At 52.5% G+C, this 17,264-nt stretch carries 15 protein-coding genes; all 15 read left to right on the top strand.

The window, feature by feature from the left end; translation table 11 throughout:
- The first annotated feature begins 61 nt into the window (after nt 1–61).
- The 15 genes from aptA to murC all read left to right on the top strand — a co-directional run bounded on the left by aptA (nt 62) and on the right by murC (nt 17,264).
- Nucleotides 62–1,369 carry an omega-aminotransferase AptA gene (gene aptA, locus RYZ26_RS10615; protein WP_317683181.1) on the top strand — a complete coding sequence of 436 codons (1,308 nt, stop codon included), beginning with the start codon at nt 62–64 and terminating at the stop codon, nt 1,367–1,369.
- A 22-nt stretch (nt 1,370–1,391) separates the two neighbouring features.
- Entirely contained in the window at nt 1,392–2,882 is a 1,491-nt protein-coding gene (locus RYZ26_RS10610) for a CoA-acylating methylmalonate-semialdehyde dehydrogenase (RefSeq protein WP_317683180.1), read from the top strand.
- A 145-nt stretch (nt 2,883–3,027) separates the two neighbouring features.
- Entirely contained in the window at nt 3,028–3,768 is a 741-nt protein-coding gene (locus tag RYZ26_RS10605) for a substrate-binding periplasmic protein (RefSeq protein ID WP_317683179.1), read from the top strand.
- A 109-nt stretch (nt 3,769–3,877) separates the two neighbouring features.
- The gene (locus RYZ26_RS10600; RefSeq protein ID WP_317683178.1) at nt 3,878–4,612 is read left to right on the top strand and encodes a substrate-binding periplasmic protein; all 735 of its coding nucleotides are present in this window, start codon (nt 3,878–3,880) and stop codon (nt 4,610–4,612) included.
- Nucleotides 4,613–4,939: 327 nt separating this feature from the next.
- Nucleotides 4,940–5,407: a division/cell wall cluster transcriptional repressor MraZ gene (locus tag RYZ26_RS10595; RefSeq protein ID WP_317683177.1), complete on the top strand. Its 468-nt coding sequence runs from the start codon at nt 4,940–4,942 to the stop codon at nt 5,405–5,407.
- Nucleotides 5,404–6,345 carry a 16S rRNA (cytosine(1402)-N(4))-methyltransferase RsmH gene (gene rsmH / locus RYZ26_RS10590; RefSeq protein WP_317683176.1) on the top strand — a complete coding sequence of 314 codons (942 nt, stop codon included), beginning with the start codon at nt 5,404–5,406 and terminating at the stop codon, nt 6,343–6,345. The genes RYZ26_RS10595 and rsmH overlap by 4 nt, the downstream gene beginning before the upstream one ends.
- Nucleotides 6,342–6,668, top strand: a complete 327-nt coding sequence (ftsL, locus tag RYZ26_RS10585; RefSeq protein ID WP_317683175.1) for a cell division protein FtsL — start codon at nt 6,342–6,344, stop codon at nt 6,666–6,668. Before rsmH ends, ftsL begins: the two co-directional genes overlap by 4 nt.
- Before the next feature lie 3 nt (nt 6,669–6,671).
- Nucleotides 6,672–8,363: a peptidoglycan D,D-transpeptidase FtsI family protein gene (locus tag RYZ26_RS10580; RefSeq protein WP_317683174.1), complete on the top strand. Its 1,692-nt coding sequence runs from the start codon at nt 6,672–6,674 to the stop codon at nt 8,361–8,363.
- Between the two features lie 9 nt (nt 8,364–8,372).
- Nucleotides 8,373–9,785 carry a UDP-N-acetylmuramoyl-L-alanyl-D-glutamate--2,6-diaminopimelate ligase gene (locus tag RYZ26_RS10575; RefSeq protein WP_317683173.1) on the top strand — a complete coding sequence of 471 codons (1,413 nt, stop codon included), beginning with the start codon at nt 8,373–8,375 and terminating at the stop codon, nt 9,783–9,785.
- Nucleotides 9,778–11,160 carry a UDP-N-acetylmuramoyl-tripeptide--D-alanyl-D-alanine ligase gene (locus RYZ26_RS10570; protein WP_317683172.1) on the top strand — a complete coding sequence of 461 codons (1,383 nt, stop codon included), beginning with the start codon at nt 9,778–9,780 and terminating at the stop codon, nt 11,158–11,160. Before RYZ26_RS10575 ends, RYZ26_RS10570 begins: the two co-directional genes overlap by 8 nt.
- Before the next feature lie 29 nt (nt 11,161–11,189).
- Nucleotides 11,190–12,251: a phospho-N-acetylmuramoyl-pentapeptide-transferase gene (gene mraY, locus RYZ26_RS10565; RefSeq protein ID WP_411576866.1), complete on the top strand. Its 1,062-nt coding sequence runs from the start codon at nt 11,190–11,192 to the stop codon at nt 12,249–12,251.
- Between the two features lie 15 nt (nt 12,252–12,266).
- Nucleotides 12,267–13,628, top strand: coding sequence for a UDP-N-acetylmuramoyl-L-alanine--D-glutamate ligase (gene murD, locus RYZ26_RS10560; RefSeq protein WP_317683170.1), 1,362 nt, complete (start codon nt 12,267–12,269; stop codon nt 13,626–13,628).
- Nucleotides 13,625–14,743, top strand: a complete 1,119-nt coding sequence (gene ftsW / locus RYZ26_RS10555) for a putative lipid II flippase FtsW (RefSeq protein WP_317683169.1) — start codon at nt 13,625–13,627, stop codon at nt 14,741–14,743. The genes murD and ftsW overlap by 4 nt, the downstream gene beginning before the upstream one ends.
- A complete protein-coding gene (gene murG, locus RYZ26_RS10550) occupies nt 14,740–15,843 on the top strand; it encodes an undecaprenyldiphospho-muramoylpentapeptide beta-N-acetylglucosaminyltransferase (RefSeq protein ID WP_317683168.1) in 1,104 nt (367 codons plus the stop codon). Before ftsW ends, murG begins: the two co-directional genes overlap by 4 nt.
- 5 nt (nt 15,844–15,848) lie before the next feature.
- Complete coding sequence (gene murC, locus RYZ26_RS10545) at nt 15,849–17,264, top strand: UDP-N-acetylmuramate--L-alanine ligase (protein WP_317683167.1); 1,416 nt, start codon at nt 15,849–15,851, stop codon at nt 17,262–17,264.

Below are 17,264 nucleotides of genomic sequence, written 5' to 3'. Positions count from 1 at the left end.
CTTGTTCAGAAATAACAAACAATTCACACTCATTGACAAGTTTTAAATAAAGGAGTGAGCGATGACCACACGCCCCAACAATCTGGACAGCTATTGGATGCCTTTTACCGCCAATAAGCAGTTTAAAAAAGACCCACGCATTCTGGTATCCGCAGACCGGATGCATTACACCAGCGAGGACGGTCGCCTGATCATGGATACATCTGCAGGCCTTTGGTGCGTCAACGCCGGGCACAACCGCCCCAAAATTCGTGAGGCCGTGCAGGCGCAAGTCGCTGAACTGGATTACTGCCCATCTTTCCAGTTCGGTCACCCAAAAGCGTTTGAACTTGCCAATCAGATCGCAGAGATGTTCCCGGAAGGGATGAATCATGTGTTCTTCACCAATTCCGGTTCCGAATCTGTCGATAGTGCCCTGAAAATTGCCCTTGCTTATCACCGGGTCAATGGCGAAGGCACCCGCACCCGCCTGATCGGTCGAGAACGCGGCTATCACGGAACAGGTTTTGGCGGAATTACCGTTGGGGGCCTCGTTAAAAACCGCATGTATTTTGGCGCACTCCTGACAGGGGCGGACCACTTGCCTCATACCCATAACTTGATTGACAATGCCTTCACCAAAGGCTGCCCGGACCATGGCGCTGACTTGGCGAACGAGCTGGAAAATATCATTACCCTTCATGACGCCAGCAACATCGCCTGTGTCATCGTGGAACCCATGGCCGGATCAACAGGTGTTTTGATCCCACCCAAGGGATACCTCAAACGCCTGCGCGAGATTTGCACCAAACACGGCATCCTTTTGATCTTTGACGAGGTCATCACCGCCTTCGGGCGCCTGGGCACAGCAACAGCTTCTGACTATTTCGATGTGAAGCCTGACATTATCACTTGCGCCAAGGGCCTGACCAACGGGGTGATCCCCATGGGGGCCGTCGTTGTCGCCGATCATATCTATAACACCATGATGGAAAAGGCAGATAGCCCCATCGAACTGTTCCACGGCTATACCTATTCCGGCCACCCCATTGCTGCTGCCTGCGGTCTGGCAACACTTGAAATCTACCGCGAAGAAGGCTTGTTTGAACGCGCCGCCGATCTCGCCCCCTACTGGGAAAACAGCCTTCACCAGCTGCGTGATTGCAAGAACGTCATTGATATCCGCAACATCGGTCTGGTGGGTGCGATTGAACTGGAAGCCAATGCAGGCAAACGCGGCTTTGATGCGATGATTGATGCTTACAATCGCGGCCTGATGATCCGGGTCACCGGCGACATCATTGCCTTGTCCCCCCCGCTGATCATCGAGAAAGATGAAATTGATTTTATGATGCAAACCCTGCGCGATGTGCTCAGCGCCATCGATTAAGAGACAAAGAAAGGAAGAAACTATGCTAGGACATTTTATTAACGGCTCACACCGCGATGGCACATCAACGCGCACATCCGATATCTTTAACCCGACAACTGGACAAGTCACCAATAAACTCAACCTCGCGGATGACGCCGAACTGAACGATGCTGTCGCTGCAGCCAAAGCCGCTTTCCCCGCCTGGTCAGAAACACCAGCCCTTCGCCGTGCCCGCGTGATGTTCAAATTCAAAATGCTGCTGGATGAACGCATTGACGAGTTGGCAGAAATCATTTCACAGGAACACGGCAAGGTCTTCAGTGATGCCAAAGGCGAAGTTACCCGTGGTATGGAAGTGGTCGAATTTGCCTGCGGCATTCCCCACCTGTTAAAAGGTGATTTCACCGAAAATGTCGGCACAGGCGTGGACAGCCATTCTATGCGTCAGGCCCTGGGTGTTGTGGCTGGAATTACGCCCTTTAACTTCCCCGCCATGGTGCCCATGTGGATGTTTCCCGTCGCCATTGCCTGCGGTAATACCTTCATCCTGAAACCGAGTGAGCGCGACCCGTCTGCCGCACTCTGGATTGCACAGGCCTTAAAGGAATGCGGATTACCTGACGGGGTTTTCAATGTGCTGAATGGCGATAAAGAAGCCGTCAACGGATTACTGGCACACCCGGACGTAGACGCCATCAGTTTTGTCGGCTCCACCCCCATTGCCGAATATATCTATGCAACGGGCACGGCCAACGGCAAACGAGTGCAGGCCCTGGGTGGGGCAAAGAACCATCTGGTCGTTATGCCCGATGCGGACCTGGACCAGGTATGCGACGCCCTGATGGGGGCAGCCTACGGTTCAGCAGGAGAACGCTGCATGGCGATTTCCGTTGCGGTTTGCGTGGGTGATGAAGTGGCTGACCGTCTGAATGAAAAACTGAAAGCCGCCCTGAAAAACCTGAACGTCGGCCCTAGTCTGGACACCACATCTGAAATGGGACCATTGATCACCCGTGATCATCTGGAAAAAGTGAAAGGCTATGTCGATACAGGTGTTGAAGAAGGTGCAAAACTGCTTGTCGATGGCCGTGACCTAAAGGTTGGCGGGCATGAAGAAGGCTTCTTCATGGGCGGATGTTTATTTGACCATGTGACACCTGAAATGAAAATCTATCGCGAAGAGATCTTTGGCCCTGTCCTCAGTATCGTGCGTAGCCAGAGCTTTGATGAAGCTGTCAATCTGATCAACGACCACGAATTTGGCAACGGAACCTCCATCTTCACCAATGATGGCGATGCGGCGCGCACCTTTACCAGCCGTATTCAGGTCGGTATGGTCGGGGTCAATGTGCCAATCCCTGTGCCCATGGCATTCCATAGCTTTGGTGGCTGGAAGCGATCCATTTTTGGCGATCATGCCATCCATGGCGCAGAAGGCGTGCGATTCTATACCAAACTAAAAACCGTCACCACCCGCTGGCCCACAGGCATTCGAAGCGGTGCCGATTTCATAATGCCTACCATGAAGTAAAATAACCATAATTCGACGGCCTTCAACAAAGTTGAGGGCCGTTTTGTTTTGCCAAAAAAATCATATTATTTGAAATCAACCTTATCCAGTGGTTGAATATTGGGAAAACAGCATATAGAATTATGCGCATGGAGTTGAACCTGTCATGCGAAAACAAATTATACAGAAAATAGCCTTTGCTTTTCTATTTTATACTCTCGCCATAACTGCCTCCGAAGCGGATAAGGCACAGGTTTTTACATCCTATTTTGCCAACACAGTTACCAAAGACCCTGAACGTCGCGGCTTCGCCTATGAGTTGGTTAGCGCCATCTTTGAAACAGCAGGCCTGGAAGCCGATATTGATCCGCTTCCATGGGCACGTGCGCAACATATGGCCAAGACAACCCCACAAGCCCTGATATTCCCACTTTCCTGGACACCAACACGCGCCCCACACTATGAGTGGCAATTACAACTGTTTCAGAATCACACACACTTCATCACCTACAATCACCCTAAAATGTCAGCCGAACTTGCCCATAAAAGATCAATTGGCGTGCAGATGAAATCAAGCTGGGATAACTGGTTAACTGAACAAGGCTATGAAAACGTTTATCGTGTACGCGGTGACGGCGAAGAGCTCATCAGACTTTTGCGCGCGGATCGAATAGACGCATGGTTTGTGGATCAAATCATTGGTGATGGTGTCATTGGTCGCCTGAATGATCCAAATTTTACCTATAGTGACCCTGTCCAAACCTTTAAAACCTATCTTGGAACCAATAAGGCCGCCCCCTACCCGCATATGGACAAACTGATCGCAGCCCTCGACGAACTGCGAGAAAACGGCCGCTATGATGCCATCTTCTCCAAATATGGCATCCGTTCAAACAGCAAGCGATAATCTTCCCAACCTCACCTGCCAAATTACCTTTAGCTGAAAAAGCAGCCAATCACACTCTTGAATTTTTCATTTCATCCCTTTAGACTAAATCTAAGGAGGCAGGGGATTTATGATTAAGCAACTTCTAGGTATGATCTGTATATTCAGTATGATCTGCGCATTGCCAAATAGCGCACAGGCATCTGAGAAAGTTACAGTTTATACCTCCTATTTCCCTCGTGTGGTGGTCGACAATCCCGGCAAACCTGGATTTGCGTATGAAATTGTCTCTGAAATCATGAAAGAAGCCGGGCTGAAGTTTGAAATCATAGCATTGCCTTGGGCACGTGCGCAGGCCATGGCGCAAACCACACCACAGTCCCTGATCTTTCCACTTTCCTGGACCCCGACACGGGCGAAAAGCTATGACTGGAGCATCAAGCTCTTTGATCATCACACCCGGTTTGTAACCCTGAACGACATTAAACTGACCCCGCAATCTGCCCATAACATGCAAATCGGCGTCCAGTTGAAGTCCAGCTATGACAATTGGTTGGATGAGCAAGGCTACAAACATGTCCATCGAGTTCCCGGGGAGGGCCGGGAATTGATAAAACTGATGCAATCCAACCGAGTTGACGCCTGGTATACCGACCAAATTATCGCTGATACGGTTTCCAGTGAGCTAAAAGACTTAAAATTCACCTATTCTCAGCCAGTCCAACGTTTCAGTGCTTATCTCGCAACGAGTCGCCAGGCCCCCTATCCACGCATGGGAAAAATACGTGCGGCCATGGATAAACTGCAGGATGCCGGACTGCTGACGGAAATTTTTGCAAAATATAACCTCTCCAACATCCATTAAGCCAACCCCTTGATCCCATTTACATTTTGTAAACATGCGCCCATTTGCATGCAAGAATCAAATCTATATATAGGCGCTACAGATAAGCGCGCCCCTATATATAGTTTTCAAGCAATCTGTGATGCCTTGGTTTCTGCGGCTTTTCCCATCAATTTGCGTTGACCTCCCATCAAATCCCATGGTATCCCATATTATCCCATCGAATAATAAGGGCGTCCCATCTCTTTGACATAGGTGCGCCTTGACCGCTTCGTTTTTTTAACGAGGGTGTCTCTTTTACTCAATGGGAATTGGTTTGGAACTCTTATTTTATAGGCAAAAGCCACCATGGCACTGTTTGTCGGAAGGCATCTAAATAAAATAGATAAAAAGGGACGCACCAGTGTTCCCAAGCCCTTCCGCGCGTCTTTTGACGGCCAATCTTTCCGCGGGATGTATGCCTATCCTTCCTTTAAATTCCCCGCTATCGCCGCTTGTGGTGAAGAGTTCATGACCCTTTTGTCAGACAGCCTGACAGCTGAAACCGACTTTTTCTCTGATGATCAGGACGATTTGGCCACTGTCATCCTTGAAAATGCAACGCAAGTAAGCTTTGACGGCGAAGGCCGTGTGATCCTGCCACAGGAATTGCTCGATCATGCAGGCATTACCGATCAGGCCCTGTTTGTAGGCCGTGGTCGTGAAATGTTCATCTGGGAACCTGCCGCATACGAAGCCCACGCAAAATCTGCGTTTGATCGGGCAAAAGCTGCAAAACGTACGCTAAAGCTAAAAGTAACGGGGGACGATTCATGAGCGGTCATATCCCTGTCCTGTTAAACGAAATCGTTGAAGCCATTGATCCACAGGATGGCGACATCATTGTGGACGGCACCTTCGGCGGTGGCGGATACACCAAAGCAATCCTCGATAAGGCGCGCTGCCGCGTCTTTGGCATTGACCGCGATCCTGATGCAATTGATCGCGGAAAAGAACTCTCCAGCCAACTGGATGAGCGTCTGACAATGTTGAAGGGCTGCTATGGTGACATGGCGGCCCTTGTGAATCAAAAGGTGAACGCTGTCGTGCTGGATATAGGAGTCTCTTCCTTCCAGATCGACGAAGCTGATCGCGGGTTCTCTTTCCGCGAAGATGGCCCGCTGGATATGCGCATGGCCCAAAGCGGGGAAAGCGCAGCCGACGTGGTCAACACATACGCTGAAAAAGACATCGCCGACATCATCTATAAATACGGGGAAGAACGCCGTTCGCGCCAGGTCGCCCGTGCGATTATTGAGGCGCGCAAAGAAGGCGACATCACCACAACCAACCAGTTGGCAAAGATCGTCCGTTCCGTCGTCTGGCAGGCCAAAGACAAGATCGACCCGGCCACCCGTACTTTTCAGGGCTTACGCATCTATGTAAATGATGAGCTGGGCGAGTTGGAACGCGGCCTTGCAGCGGCCGAAGAAATTCTGAAGCCAGGCGGGCGTCTGGTGGTTGTGACCTTCCATTCTCTGGAAGATCGCATCGTCAAAAAATTCTTTAAAGAACGTTCCGGTTCCATGCCACGGGGCAATAAATACGCACCGGATCTGGGTGATACAGGTCCGAAAGCCAGCTTCAAGCTGATCAACCGCAAACCCATCGCCCCAAGTGATCAGGAAAACCGGGCAAACCCGCGTGCGCGTTCCAGCAAGTTGCGCGCAGGGCTGCGCACTGAGGCACCCGCCTGGACAGGGGGTGATCAATGACCCGCCTGACCATTGCGCTGACCGCTTTCCTTGCCCTTGCCCTGTCCATCGGGGTGTTTCGCATCACCTATCAGGTGGATGAACTGGAAAAAGAACTGCACAGCCTGAACAAAGAGATTTTGAACGAACAGGAAACCATCCACATCCTGAAAGCGGAATGGAGCTACCTGAACGATCCTAACCGACTGGAAGCATTGGCGAAACGCTACCTCACCGATCTGGGGGAAATGGGCGGTGGTCAGCTGATCAATCTGGATGAATTCGATAAAAACTGGCAGAGCCCGGAAAATTCCGCTGCCAAACCTGTGAAGTTGGAGCAATAATCCATGGAACTTCGCGGGGCAAAAATCAAACAAGAGCGTAACAAACGCGCCATCGAAACTGGACATAACCGCACCATGGTGGCAGGTGCCGTTTTTGCTGTTCTGTTTCTAGTACTGGCCGGACGCGTGATCGATCTTTCCATGCTGAGCGGCAATCAGGAACCCAAGCTGGTCAAGACCCCACCCAGCGAAGCCATTGAAACAACGCGCGCCAATATCACGGATCGCAACGGCACATTGATCGCCACTTCACTTCCAACTGACTCCCTGTTTGTGGATTCAAAAGCCTTTCTGGATGCGGGTGAAGATGCGACCATGGCAGCGCGTAAACTCTCACGTATCCTGCCGGAACTCAGCCTGAATAAAGCCTCTAAAAAGCTATCTTCGGGCAAACGGTTTGAGTATCTCGTGCGCAACCTGACACCGGAACAGAAATATCAGGTGAACCTGCTGGGCATTCCCGGTCTGCATTTCCAACGCGAAGAACGCCGCACCTATCCGCACGGCCCGCTGGCTGCTCATGTTCTGGGCTACACCGATGTAGATGGCCGCGGCATTTCTGGTGTGGAAAAAAGCTTTGATCAGCAACTGCTCAGCCGTGATGGCGGCTTGCAGCTGTCCATCGACGTGCGTGTACAAGCCGTTATGCGTTCTGCCCTTTTAGATGCCATCGAAGAATTTAAAGCTATTGGCGCTGCAGGCGTGGTGATGGATATCAAGACGGGGGAACTTCTCTCCCTTGTCTCCCTGCCTGATTTTGACCCGAATGACACCAACACCATCAAGGGGGATGCCGGATTTAACCGTGCTTCCAAAGGTGTTTATGAGATGGGGTCCATCTTCAAACTGTTTAATACCGCCATGGCTCTGGACAGTGGTGTTGTTAACATCAAAGACAAGTTTGATGCGACTAAGCCGTTGAAAATCGGTCGCTTCCGCATCAATGATTTCCACGCCAAAAATCGCGTGTTGAGCGTGCCGGAAATTCTGGTTTTCTCTTCCAACATCGGCTCTGCCCAAATCGCACTGGAAGCAGGCACTAATCTGCAGCGTGAATATCTGGGCCGTTTTGGTCTTTTAAACACCGCTTCCATCGAAATCCCGGAAGTGGGTGCGCCGCTCATCCCGGCAAGATGGCAAAAAGCCAGCACTATGACCATTTCCTACGGTCACGGCATTGCCATTTCCCCATTGCAACTGACCAGTGCGGTCGCGGCGGTTGCCAATGGTGGGACCTTGACGCAGCCAACCTTGCTGAAAACACAGGAAGACGACCATCTTCTGCCCGGCCACCGCGTCATTAGCGAAGCCACATCGGCACAGATGCGCAAACTGATGCGCCTTGTTGTGCTTCAAGGGTCCGGCAAAAAAGCCAATTCTGAATTCTACCGTGTCGGTGGCAAGACGGGCACAGCCGATAAACAGCAAAATGGCCGTTATAACCGTCGCGCGCGGATTTCTTCCTTCGCAGGTGTCTTCCCCATAGAAGCCCCCAAATATGCCATCCTCGCTATGGTTGACGAGCCTGTGGGCAATAAAAAGACATTTGGCTATGCAACGGCTGGCTGGGTTGCCGCCCCGATTGCGAAAAAGGTCATTGATCGCATCGGTCCCATGCTGGGCATTGCTCCATCCGTTGGGGAAGAACAAGTCTATAAACCGGGCGATGCCCTTTTCATCAAGGTGAAAGGGTAAATCATGGTAATGTTGCAAGATCTCATCCCTGAATTTGATGCCAACGTCGATGTGGCTGGCATCACGGTAGATTCCAGAAAAGTCGAACCCGGCTTTTTGTTTGCCGCCCTGCCTGGTACGGCTGTGGATGGTCGCAATTTCATCCCACAGGCGATCAAGGCTGGCGCCAAAGTCATCCTGACCCTGAATGATCAGGAAATTGAAGCACCCGACGATGTGATCGTGGTTTATGACCCCAACCCACGTCTGCGCTTTGCCGATATCGCGGCCAGTTTCTATGACGCGCAACCCAAATGGTCGGCCGCTGTCACAGGCACCAATGGCAAAAGTTCGTGTGTGACCTTTATCCGTCAACTCTGGTCCATGCTAGGCCAGAAAGCAGCAAGCGTTGGCACATTAGGTATCACCGCACCGGATCTGGAAATCGCAGGCGGGCTGACCACACCGGATGCCGCAGGTCTGCATGAACGACTGGCTGAATTGTCTCGTCATGGCGTAACGCATCTGGCGATGGAAGCTTCCAGCCATGGACTTGATCAATACCGCATGGACGGGGTCGATGTGCGCATTGCCGCCTTCACCAACCTCAGCCGGGATCATCTGGATTATCATCCGGATATGGAAAGCTACCTCAAGGCTAAAAAACGCCTGTTCAGCGATATCCTGCGCATGGGCGGGGTTGCGGTTTTGAATGCAGATATTCCTGAATTTGAAGCCTTGAAAGACGCAACGGGTACTTACGGTCACAGCATTCTGACATACGGCAAAGAAGGCGAGGACATCAAACTGCTGGACGCCACGCCCTGCGAAGAAGGTCAGAAGCTGAAGCTGGAGGTGAAAGGGGAAACCTACACCATCACCCTGCCGCTTGCTGGCACCTTCCAGGTGGAAAATGCGCTGTGCTCGCTGGGCGTCGTGCTGGCTTCCAAATTTGAAGCCGATGATGTGGTCCCCCTGCTTGAAAAGCTGGAAGGTGTCCCCGGTCGATTGGAACTGATCGGACGTGGCGTCTATGTGGATTACGCCCATACGCCAGATGCGCTTGAAACAGTACTGAAGGCGCTTCGCCCCCATACCAACGGCAAGCTTTCTGTCGTCTTTGGCTGTGGCGGGGACCGTGACAAAGGCAAACGTCCTGAAATGGGTCGTGTCGCCAAAGAATGTGCCGACCAGCTGTATGTCACGGATGATAACCCACGCAGTGAAGATGCAGATACCATCCGTTCAGAAATCATGGTCGCCTGCCCGGAAGCAACTGAAATTGGCGATCGTAAAACCTGCATCGAAACCGCCATCGCAGATATGAAAGACGGTGATGTGCTGGTAATCGCAGGTAAAGGACATGAAACCGGGCAAATTGTAGGTGATGAAATTCTGCCCTTTGATGATCGTGCGCTTGCGCGGGAGGTAATCCATGGTTGATATCTTATGGACCAATTCCGAAGCCGCACTTGCAACAGATGGCACCCCGTTTGGCGAGTGGGAATGCACAGGCATTTCTATTGACAGCCGCAGTGTTGAAAAAGGCGATCTGTTTATCGCCATCAAGGGCCCGAGCTTTGATGGGCACGACTATGTGAAATCCGCCCTTATGGCCGGAGCCAGCGCAGCTATCGTTTCCCACATCCCAAAAGAATGTCGCCAGCATGATAACCTTCTGCTCGTACGGGACACCACCAAGGCGTTGGAAGATTTGGCCATCGCCGCGCGTGCGCGCAGCAAAGCCAAATTCATTGCTGTGACCGGAAGTGTCGGCAAAACGGGTGTGAAAGAAGCGCTTGCCAGCGTGCTATCTGAACAAGGCAAAACGCACGCAACCGTGGGCAATCTGAACAATCATTTCGGCCTGCCACTAACACTTGCACGCATGCCCAAAGATTGTGCCTATGGCGTAATGGAACTTGGGATGAACCACGCAGGTGAACTGACCCTGCTTTCCAACATGGCGAAACCTGACGCCGCAATCATCACGACCATTGCATCAGCCCATCTGGAACATTTTGACAGCGTGGCCGATATCACCAAAGCCAAGTGCGAGATCTTCAGCGGCCTTTCATCAGACGGCATTGCCATCCTGAATGCAGACAATGAATATTTTGACCAGATGAACGAGGCTGCCAAAGGCCATAAAGTCATCTCTTTTGGTCAGAAACATCATGCAGATTTCAAAGCATTGAGCGCACAAGTCACGCCGAAAGGATCAACCATCAAGGCCGATCTGGACGGGGAAGCTTTTGAATATGCCATCGCGCATAGCGGCAGCCATTGGGTGACCAACAGTTTGGCCGTCCTTGCAGGTGTAAAGGCCCTGGGCGCTGATCTGGATCGTGCAGCCCTGCATCTGGGTAAACTATCCCAGCTTAAAGGGCGTGGTGCGGTCACTGAAATCGATGTTAAAGGCGGCAGCGTCCATGTAATCGATGAAAGCTATAACGCCAATGAGGCTTCCATGCGCGCGGCATTGGACGTGCTGTCCCATCAGAATGGCCGCCGCATTGCGGTGCTGGGCGATATGCTGGAGTTGGGCCCCGATGAAATCGCCATTCACGAAGGATTGGCTGATGGGTTTGACAAAATCGATCTGGTCTTTACCTGCGGGCCGATGATGAAACATTTACATGACGCTTTGCCCATGGGTAAGCGCGGGGCGCATGCCTCAAATTCCGAACACCTCGCCCCCCTGGTTGTGCAAGCTGTACAGCCTGGTGACGTTATCAGTATTAAAAGTTCCAGAGGATCGCGTACCGATGTGGTGCTGGATGCTCTGTTAGATTTGGATGTGAAGAAAGAGACCTAGAAAACATGCTATATCACCTCCTCTTTCCAATGGCCGATGAATTTGCGGTCTTCAACTTGTTTCGCTACCTGACCTTCCGTACAGGCGGGGCGGTCATGACAGCCATGTTGATTGCCTTTGTCATTGGTCCATCCATGATCCGCTGGCTGCGTCAATGGCAGGGACAGGGCCAGCCAATCCGCGATGACGGACCAGAAAGCCACCTGAAAAAACAGGGCACACCGACCATGGGCGGGATTATGATCCTGCTGTCCATGACCATTTCAGTTTTGCTGTGGGCGGACCTGACCAACACTTATGTCTGGGCTGTCATGATGGTGACGCTGGGCTATGGCCTGATCGGTTTTGCGGACGATTACCTAAAAGTCTCCAAGAAAAACACCAAGGGCCTGCCGGGTAAAATGAAGCTGATCGGCCAGTTTGGTTTTGCAGGATTTGCAGCGATCATCATTGCCTCTGCGCAACCGGAAAGCCTGAACAGTCATCTGGCCTTGCCCTTCTTTAAAGACGTGCTGATCAATCTGGGCTGGTTCTTCCCGGTCTTTGCCATCTTCGTCATGATCGGCGCCTCCAACGCTGTAAACCTGACAGACGGACTGGATGGTCTGGCAACGGTTCCGGTGATCATCGCCTGCGGTGTTTTTGCCATTATCGCTTATCTGATCGGTAACGCCGTCTTTTCCGGCTATCTGCAAATCCACTATGTGCCGGGGGCTGGGGAACTGGCGGTCATCTGTGCGGCTGTTATCGGTGGCTGCATCGGCTTTTTATGGTTCAACGCCCCACCTGCCATGGTCTTTATGGGTGACACCGGGTCGTTGGCGCTTGGCGGTACGCTGGGGTCCATCGCGGTTGTGACCAAACACGAACTGGTTTTGGCAATCGTTGGCGGGCTGTTTGTGTTGGAAACCGTTTCGGTCATCGTTCAGGTCGCTTCTTTCAAGCTGACGGGCAAGCGGGTCTTCAAGATGGCCCCGCTACACCATCACTATGAAAAGAAAGGCTGGGCTGAACCCACCATTGTTATTCGTTTCTGGATCATTGCGGTCATTCTCGCATTGATCGGTCTTGCAACATTGAAATTGCGCTAAAGGAAAGTAAACCACGTGATCATTCCATCCACATATAAAGGGAAAACCGTTGCGGTTCTGGGTCTGGGTAAATCCGGCCTATCCACCCTTGATGCCTTGCAAAAGGCAGGGGCAACTGTGTGGGCATGGGATGACAAATCGGACCGCACAGACCTTGTGGATTTAACCAAAGCGGACTGGTCCCAGATTGACCTGCTGGTCATGAGCCCGGGCATCCCTCATACCTTCCCCAAACCCCACCCCGTTGCAGACCTTGCACGCGAACATGGGGTTGATATTGTTTGTGATGTGGAACTGCTGATCCAAGCCCAACCGAACGCGCAATATATCGCCATTACCGGCACCAACGGAAAATCCACCACCACGGCCCTGATCGCCCATATTCTGGAAGTGGCCGGGCTTGATATTCAGGTCGGGGGCAACCTTGGCATCCCGGTTCTGGACCTTGATCCACTGGATGAAGGTGGCATTTACGTGCTGGAAATGTCATCTTATCAGCTGGAACGCACACCTTCACTGCGAGCCGATGTCGCTGTCTGGATGAACATCAGCCCGGACCATCTGGACCGTCACGGCGGACTGAACGGCTATATCGCTGCAAAAAAGAATATCTTTGCCGGACAGACAGCCGAACAATTCGCTATCATCGGTGTGGACGATGATCACAGCAAAGCCGTGTTTGAAGATACAAACCTGACCAAGGCGCGCCGCATCGCCATTTCATCTGAAGGTCCTGTCGAAGACGGCATCTTCAGTGACGAAGACATCCTGATCGATGAAGCTTTTGACGTCGAAGGCGCACAGATCATGGATCTGTCATCCATCAAAACCCTGCAAGGCGCACACAACCAGCAAAATGCCGCCACCGCTTATGCCACGGCCATCGCCGTTGGCGCGGACCCGGAATGGATTGTGCGCGGGATTGCTAGCTTCCCGGGCCTCGCGCACCGTCAGGAAAATGTCGCAAATCATAACGGCGTGCAGTTTATCAATGACAGCAAGGCGACAAACGCGGATGCCGCTTCCAAAGCGCTTGGATCCTATGACGATATCTACTGGATTGCCGGTGGTCAGGCAAAAGACGGCGGCATTACGGAACTGACAGATAAATTGTCCGGCGTGAAGAAAGCTTACCTGATCGGAGAAGCAGAAGCGGATTTTGCCGCAACGCTGGATGGTGTTGTGGAATATGATCGCTGCACCACGTTGGATAAGGCTGTTCAACAAGCCTATCAGGGTGCCAAGGAAAACGGTGGGGTGGTTCTGCTGTCCCCGGCGTGCGCGTCCTGGGACCAGTTTAAGAGTTTTGAAGCCCGCGGGGATGCCTTTAAAGACATCGTCAATGCCCTTCTTGATGAAGAGGAGGCCACTGAATGATCAGTTTCTCCCGCGTTGATACAAGTATTCTGGGCCGTTGGTGGTGGACGGTTGATCGCTGGCTGCTGGCTTCCTTGTTATTGATTGTGGCTGTTGGGGCCATCCTGACACTGGCTGCCAGTCCGCCTGTGGCTGCACGCCTGAACCTCGGCACCTACCATTTTGCTCTGCGCCAATTTGCATATCTACCCATGGCGATGGCTGTCATGATTGGTGTGTCGCTAATGAGCCCAACCATGGTGCGCCGCCTGGCAACCGTGGCCTTTATCGGCTTTTTGATCCTGACCGCCAGCACACATTTCTTAGGTGCAGAAATCAAGGGTGCCGCGCGTTGGGTGTCCTTCGGTGGATTTAGCCTTCAGCCTTCTGAATTCCTGAAACCGACCTTTGCTGTGGTCGCTGCCTGGATGTTTGCAGAATGGCGAAAAGATTCATCCTTCCCCGGCCACTTCATCGCTATTGGCCTGTTTGCTTTGGTTGCCGGATTGCTGGTGACGCAACCAGATTTCGGAATGACGGCGGTGATTTCGGCTGTCTGGGGTATTCAGTTCTTCCTGGCAGGTCTGCCTGTCTTCTTTGTGGTGCTGGTGGCCTTTGTCTTTATGACCGGGTCCATGGTGGCTTATATGACGGTTGATCACGTGAAAAGCCGGGTGGATCGCTTCCTTGATCCCACAAGTGGGGACAGCTATCAGATCACCCGATCTCTCGAAGCCTTCCAGAACGGCGGTGTCTTTGGCACAGGCCCTGGCGAAGGCGAGATCAAGCATGTGCTGCCTGATGCCCATACAGACTTTATCTTTGCTGTGGCGGGTGAAGAATTCGGCATGATTGCCTGTCTGTTTATCATTGGCCTGTTTGCCACCGTGGTCCTGCGTGGCTTTACCCGCATGTTCCGTGAAGACAATCTGTTTGTTCTGCTGGCAGTCGGTGGCCTCGTCACCCAGTTTGGCTTGCAGGCGGTGATCAATATGGCATCGACCACACATCTGATGCCCACCAAGGGTATGACCCTGCCGTTTATTTCTTATGGCGGATCGAGCCTTCTTTCTCTGGCCTTAGGGATGGGCATGCTTCTTTCTTTAACCCGACGTCGCGCAGGAGGTGACCTATGAGTGATACCAAACCTCTTGTTATTCTGGCCGCAGGCGGTACAGGCGGGCACGTCTTTCCGGCTGAAAGTTTGGCGAGTGAGCTGCAAAAACGCGGCTATCGTCTGGCCCTCTTTACCGACAAGCGTGGCGGGAACTACAGTGGCGTTCTGGGTGGACTGGAAACCAAACGTATTTCTGCAGGTGGTGTGGCTGGTCGCGGTTTCTTCGGTAAAGTCATGTCAGCCTTCTCCCTTGCTTGGGGAACGTTCCAAGCCAAACGCCTGCTGGGAAAAATGGGCCCACGGGTTGTGGTTGGCTTTGGCGGATATGCGTCTGTTCCCACCATGATTGCAGCCTCGATTGGCGGCTATGCCTCCATGATCCATGAACAAAATGCGGTTCTGGGCCGGGCCAACCGTTTGCTTGCGCCCAAGGTCAAACGTATCTGCACATCCTATAAACATGTAGATTACATCAACGAAGTCGATCAGAAGCGTATCAACTTCACCGGCATGCCTGTACGGGCCAATATCATTGATGTGCGCGAAACGCCATACCCAGCACTGGATGATACAAGCCCGATTGAAATTTTGATCCTGGGGGGATCACAAGGGGCGCAGGTCTTTAGTGACGTGCTGCCCGAAGCTTTTGCCAAACTGTCCCCTGCCCTTCGCGCGCGTCTGCACATCACGCAACAATGCCGCCCGGAAGTGTTGGATGAAACGCGCGAAGCCTACAAGCGCAACGGGCTGAATGCGACGCTGGATAACTTCTTTGAAGATGTACCGGACCTGTTGGCGAAAGCCCATTTGCTAATCGCACGAAGCGGGGCCTCCACCGTTGCAGAAGCCACCACCATTGGGCGGCCTGCGATTTTGGTGCCCTACCCGTATGCCATTGATGACCATCAATCCAGAAACGCACATGCCATTGATGAAGTGGGTGCGGGCTGGTTGATGCCGCAGGATGCCTTTACACCTGAAATCTTAGCCGACCGTCTGGAAGCGCTGTTTGGCGAGCCCAGAACGTTAATTAACACCGCAGCGGCCAGTGCAAATGCTGGCCGCCCCGATGCCGCATCGCGCCTTGCCGATGCCGTCGAAGAATTGATCGAGGTTTGATAGATATGAAATCCCTTCCCCTTTCCATTGGCACCATCCATTTCGTCGGTATCGGCGGGATTGGCATGAGCGGGATTGCCGAAATCCTCCATAACCTCGGCTATAAAGTCCAAGGCAGTGACATGGCCGATAACGCCAACGTTCAGCGTCTGCGCGGTCTTGGCATTGATGTTTTTGTCGGTCACGCCGAAGAAAACGTTACCAACGCGCAAGTGGTGGTCATTTCCTCTGCCGTCAAACCGGATAACCCCGAAGTGGTGGCCGCGCGTCATAACCTAACACCTGTTGTGCGCCGTGCTGAAATGCTGGCTGAACTGATGCGCCTGAAAGCGTCTATCGCGGTCGCCGGAACGCACGGAAAAACCACGACAACCACCATCGTTGCAACTTTGCTGGATGCCGCTGATTTCGACCCGACCGTCATCAACGGCGGGATCATTAATGCCTATGGCACCAACGCCCGTTTGGGCGAAGGCGAATGGTTGGTGGCAGAAGCGGACGAGTCTGACGGAACCTTCATCAAAATCCCGGCGGCTTGCGCGGTTGTCACCAACATCGACCCGGAACATCTGGATCACTATGGCGATTTCGACACCTTGCGTGCCGCCTTTGATACGTTTGTTCAGAACATTCCATTCTATGGCTTTGCCGCCCTGTGTATTGACCATGCCGAAGTCCAGGCCATGATCCCACGGGTGTCAGATCGTAAAATCATCACATACGGTCTGTCCCCGCAAGCCGATGTGCGTGCCACAAACGTGGATATGAGCGGCGAAGGAGCACGCTTTGATGTGGTCATCACACCACGCGGTGAAGGCGAAGCGCGCACCATCGAAGGATTGCATTTCCCCATGCTGGGCAACCACAATATCCAGAATTCACTGGCTGCCGTTTGCGTTGGTCTGGAACTGGGCATGAGCGATGCGACCATCCGCAAAGGTCTGGCCTCCTTCAGTGGTGTGAAACGCCGTTTTACCAAAACAGGCGAAGTCGATGGCATCACCATCATCGATGATTACGCCCATCACCCGGTGGAAATTGGATCTGTCCTGAAAGCTGCGCGTGATGCAGGTCGCGGCAAGGTACATGCAGTCGTGCAACCACACCGCTACACCCGCTTGCGCGATTTGTTTGAAGAATTTTCCACCTGCTTTAACGATGCCGACACGGTGATTGTCGCAGATGTGTTTGAAGCAGGCGAACAACCCATCGAAGGGATCGATAAAGATCATCTGGCCGAAAGCCTGATTTCGCACGGTCATCGCCACGTCATCGCCCTTGAAAATCAGGATGCGCTTGCAGGTGTGATCAACGACATCGCAAGCCCCGGGGATTATGTGGTCTGCTGTGGGGCAGGCAGCATTTCTGCCTGGGCATATGCTTTGCCTGACCAATTAAACGCGGTTAAAGGGGAGAAATAG

It is taken from the genome of Terasakiella sediminum (assembly GCF_033100395.1).
GTDB lineage: Bacteria > Pseudomonadota > Alphaproteobacteria > Rhodospirillales > Terasakiellaceae > Terasakiella.
Note: the sequence above shows the minus strand (reverse complement) of the source record. Positions and strands in the feature narration are given on the sequence as shown.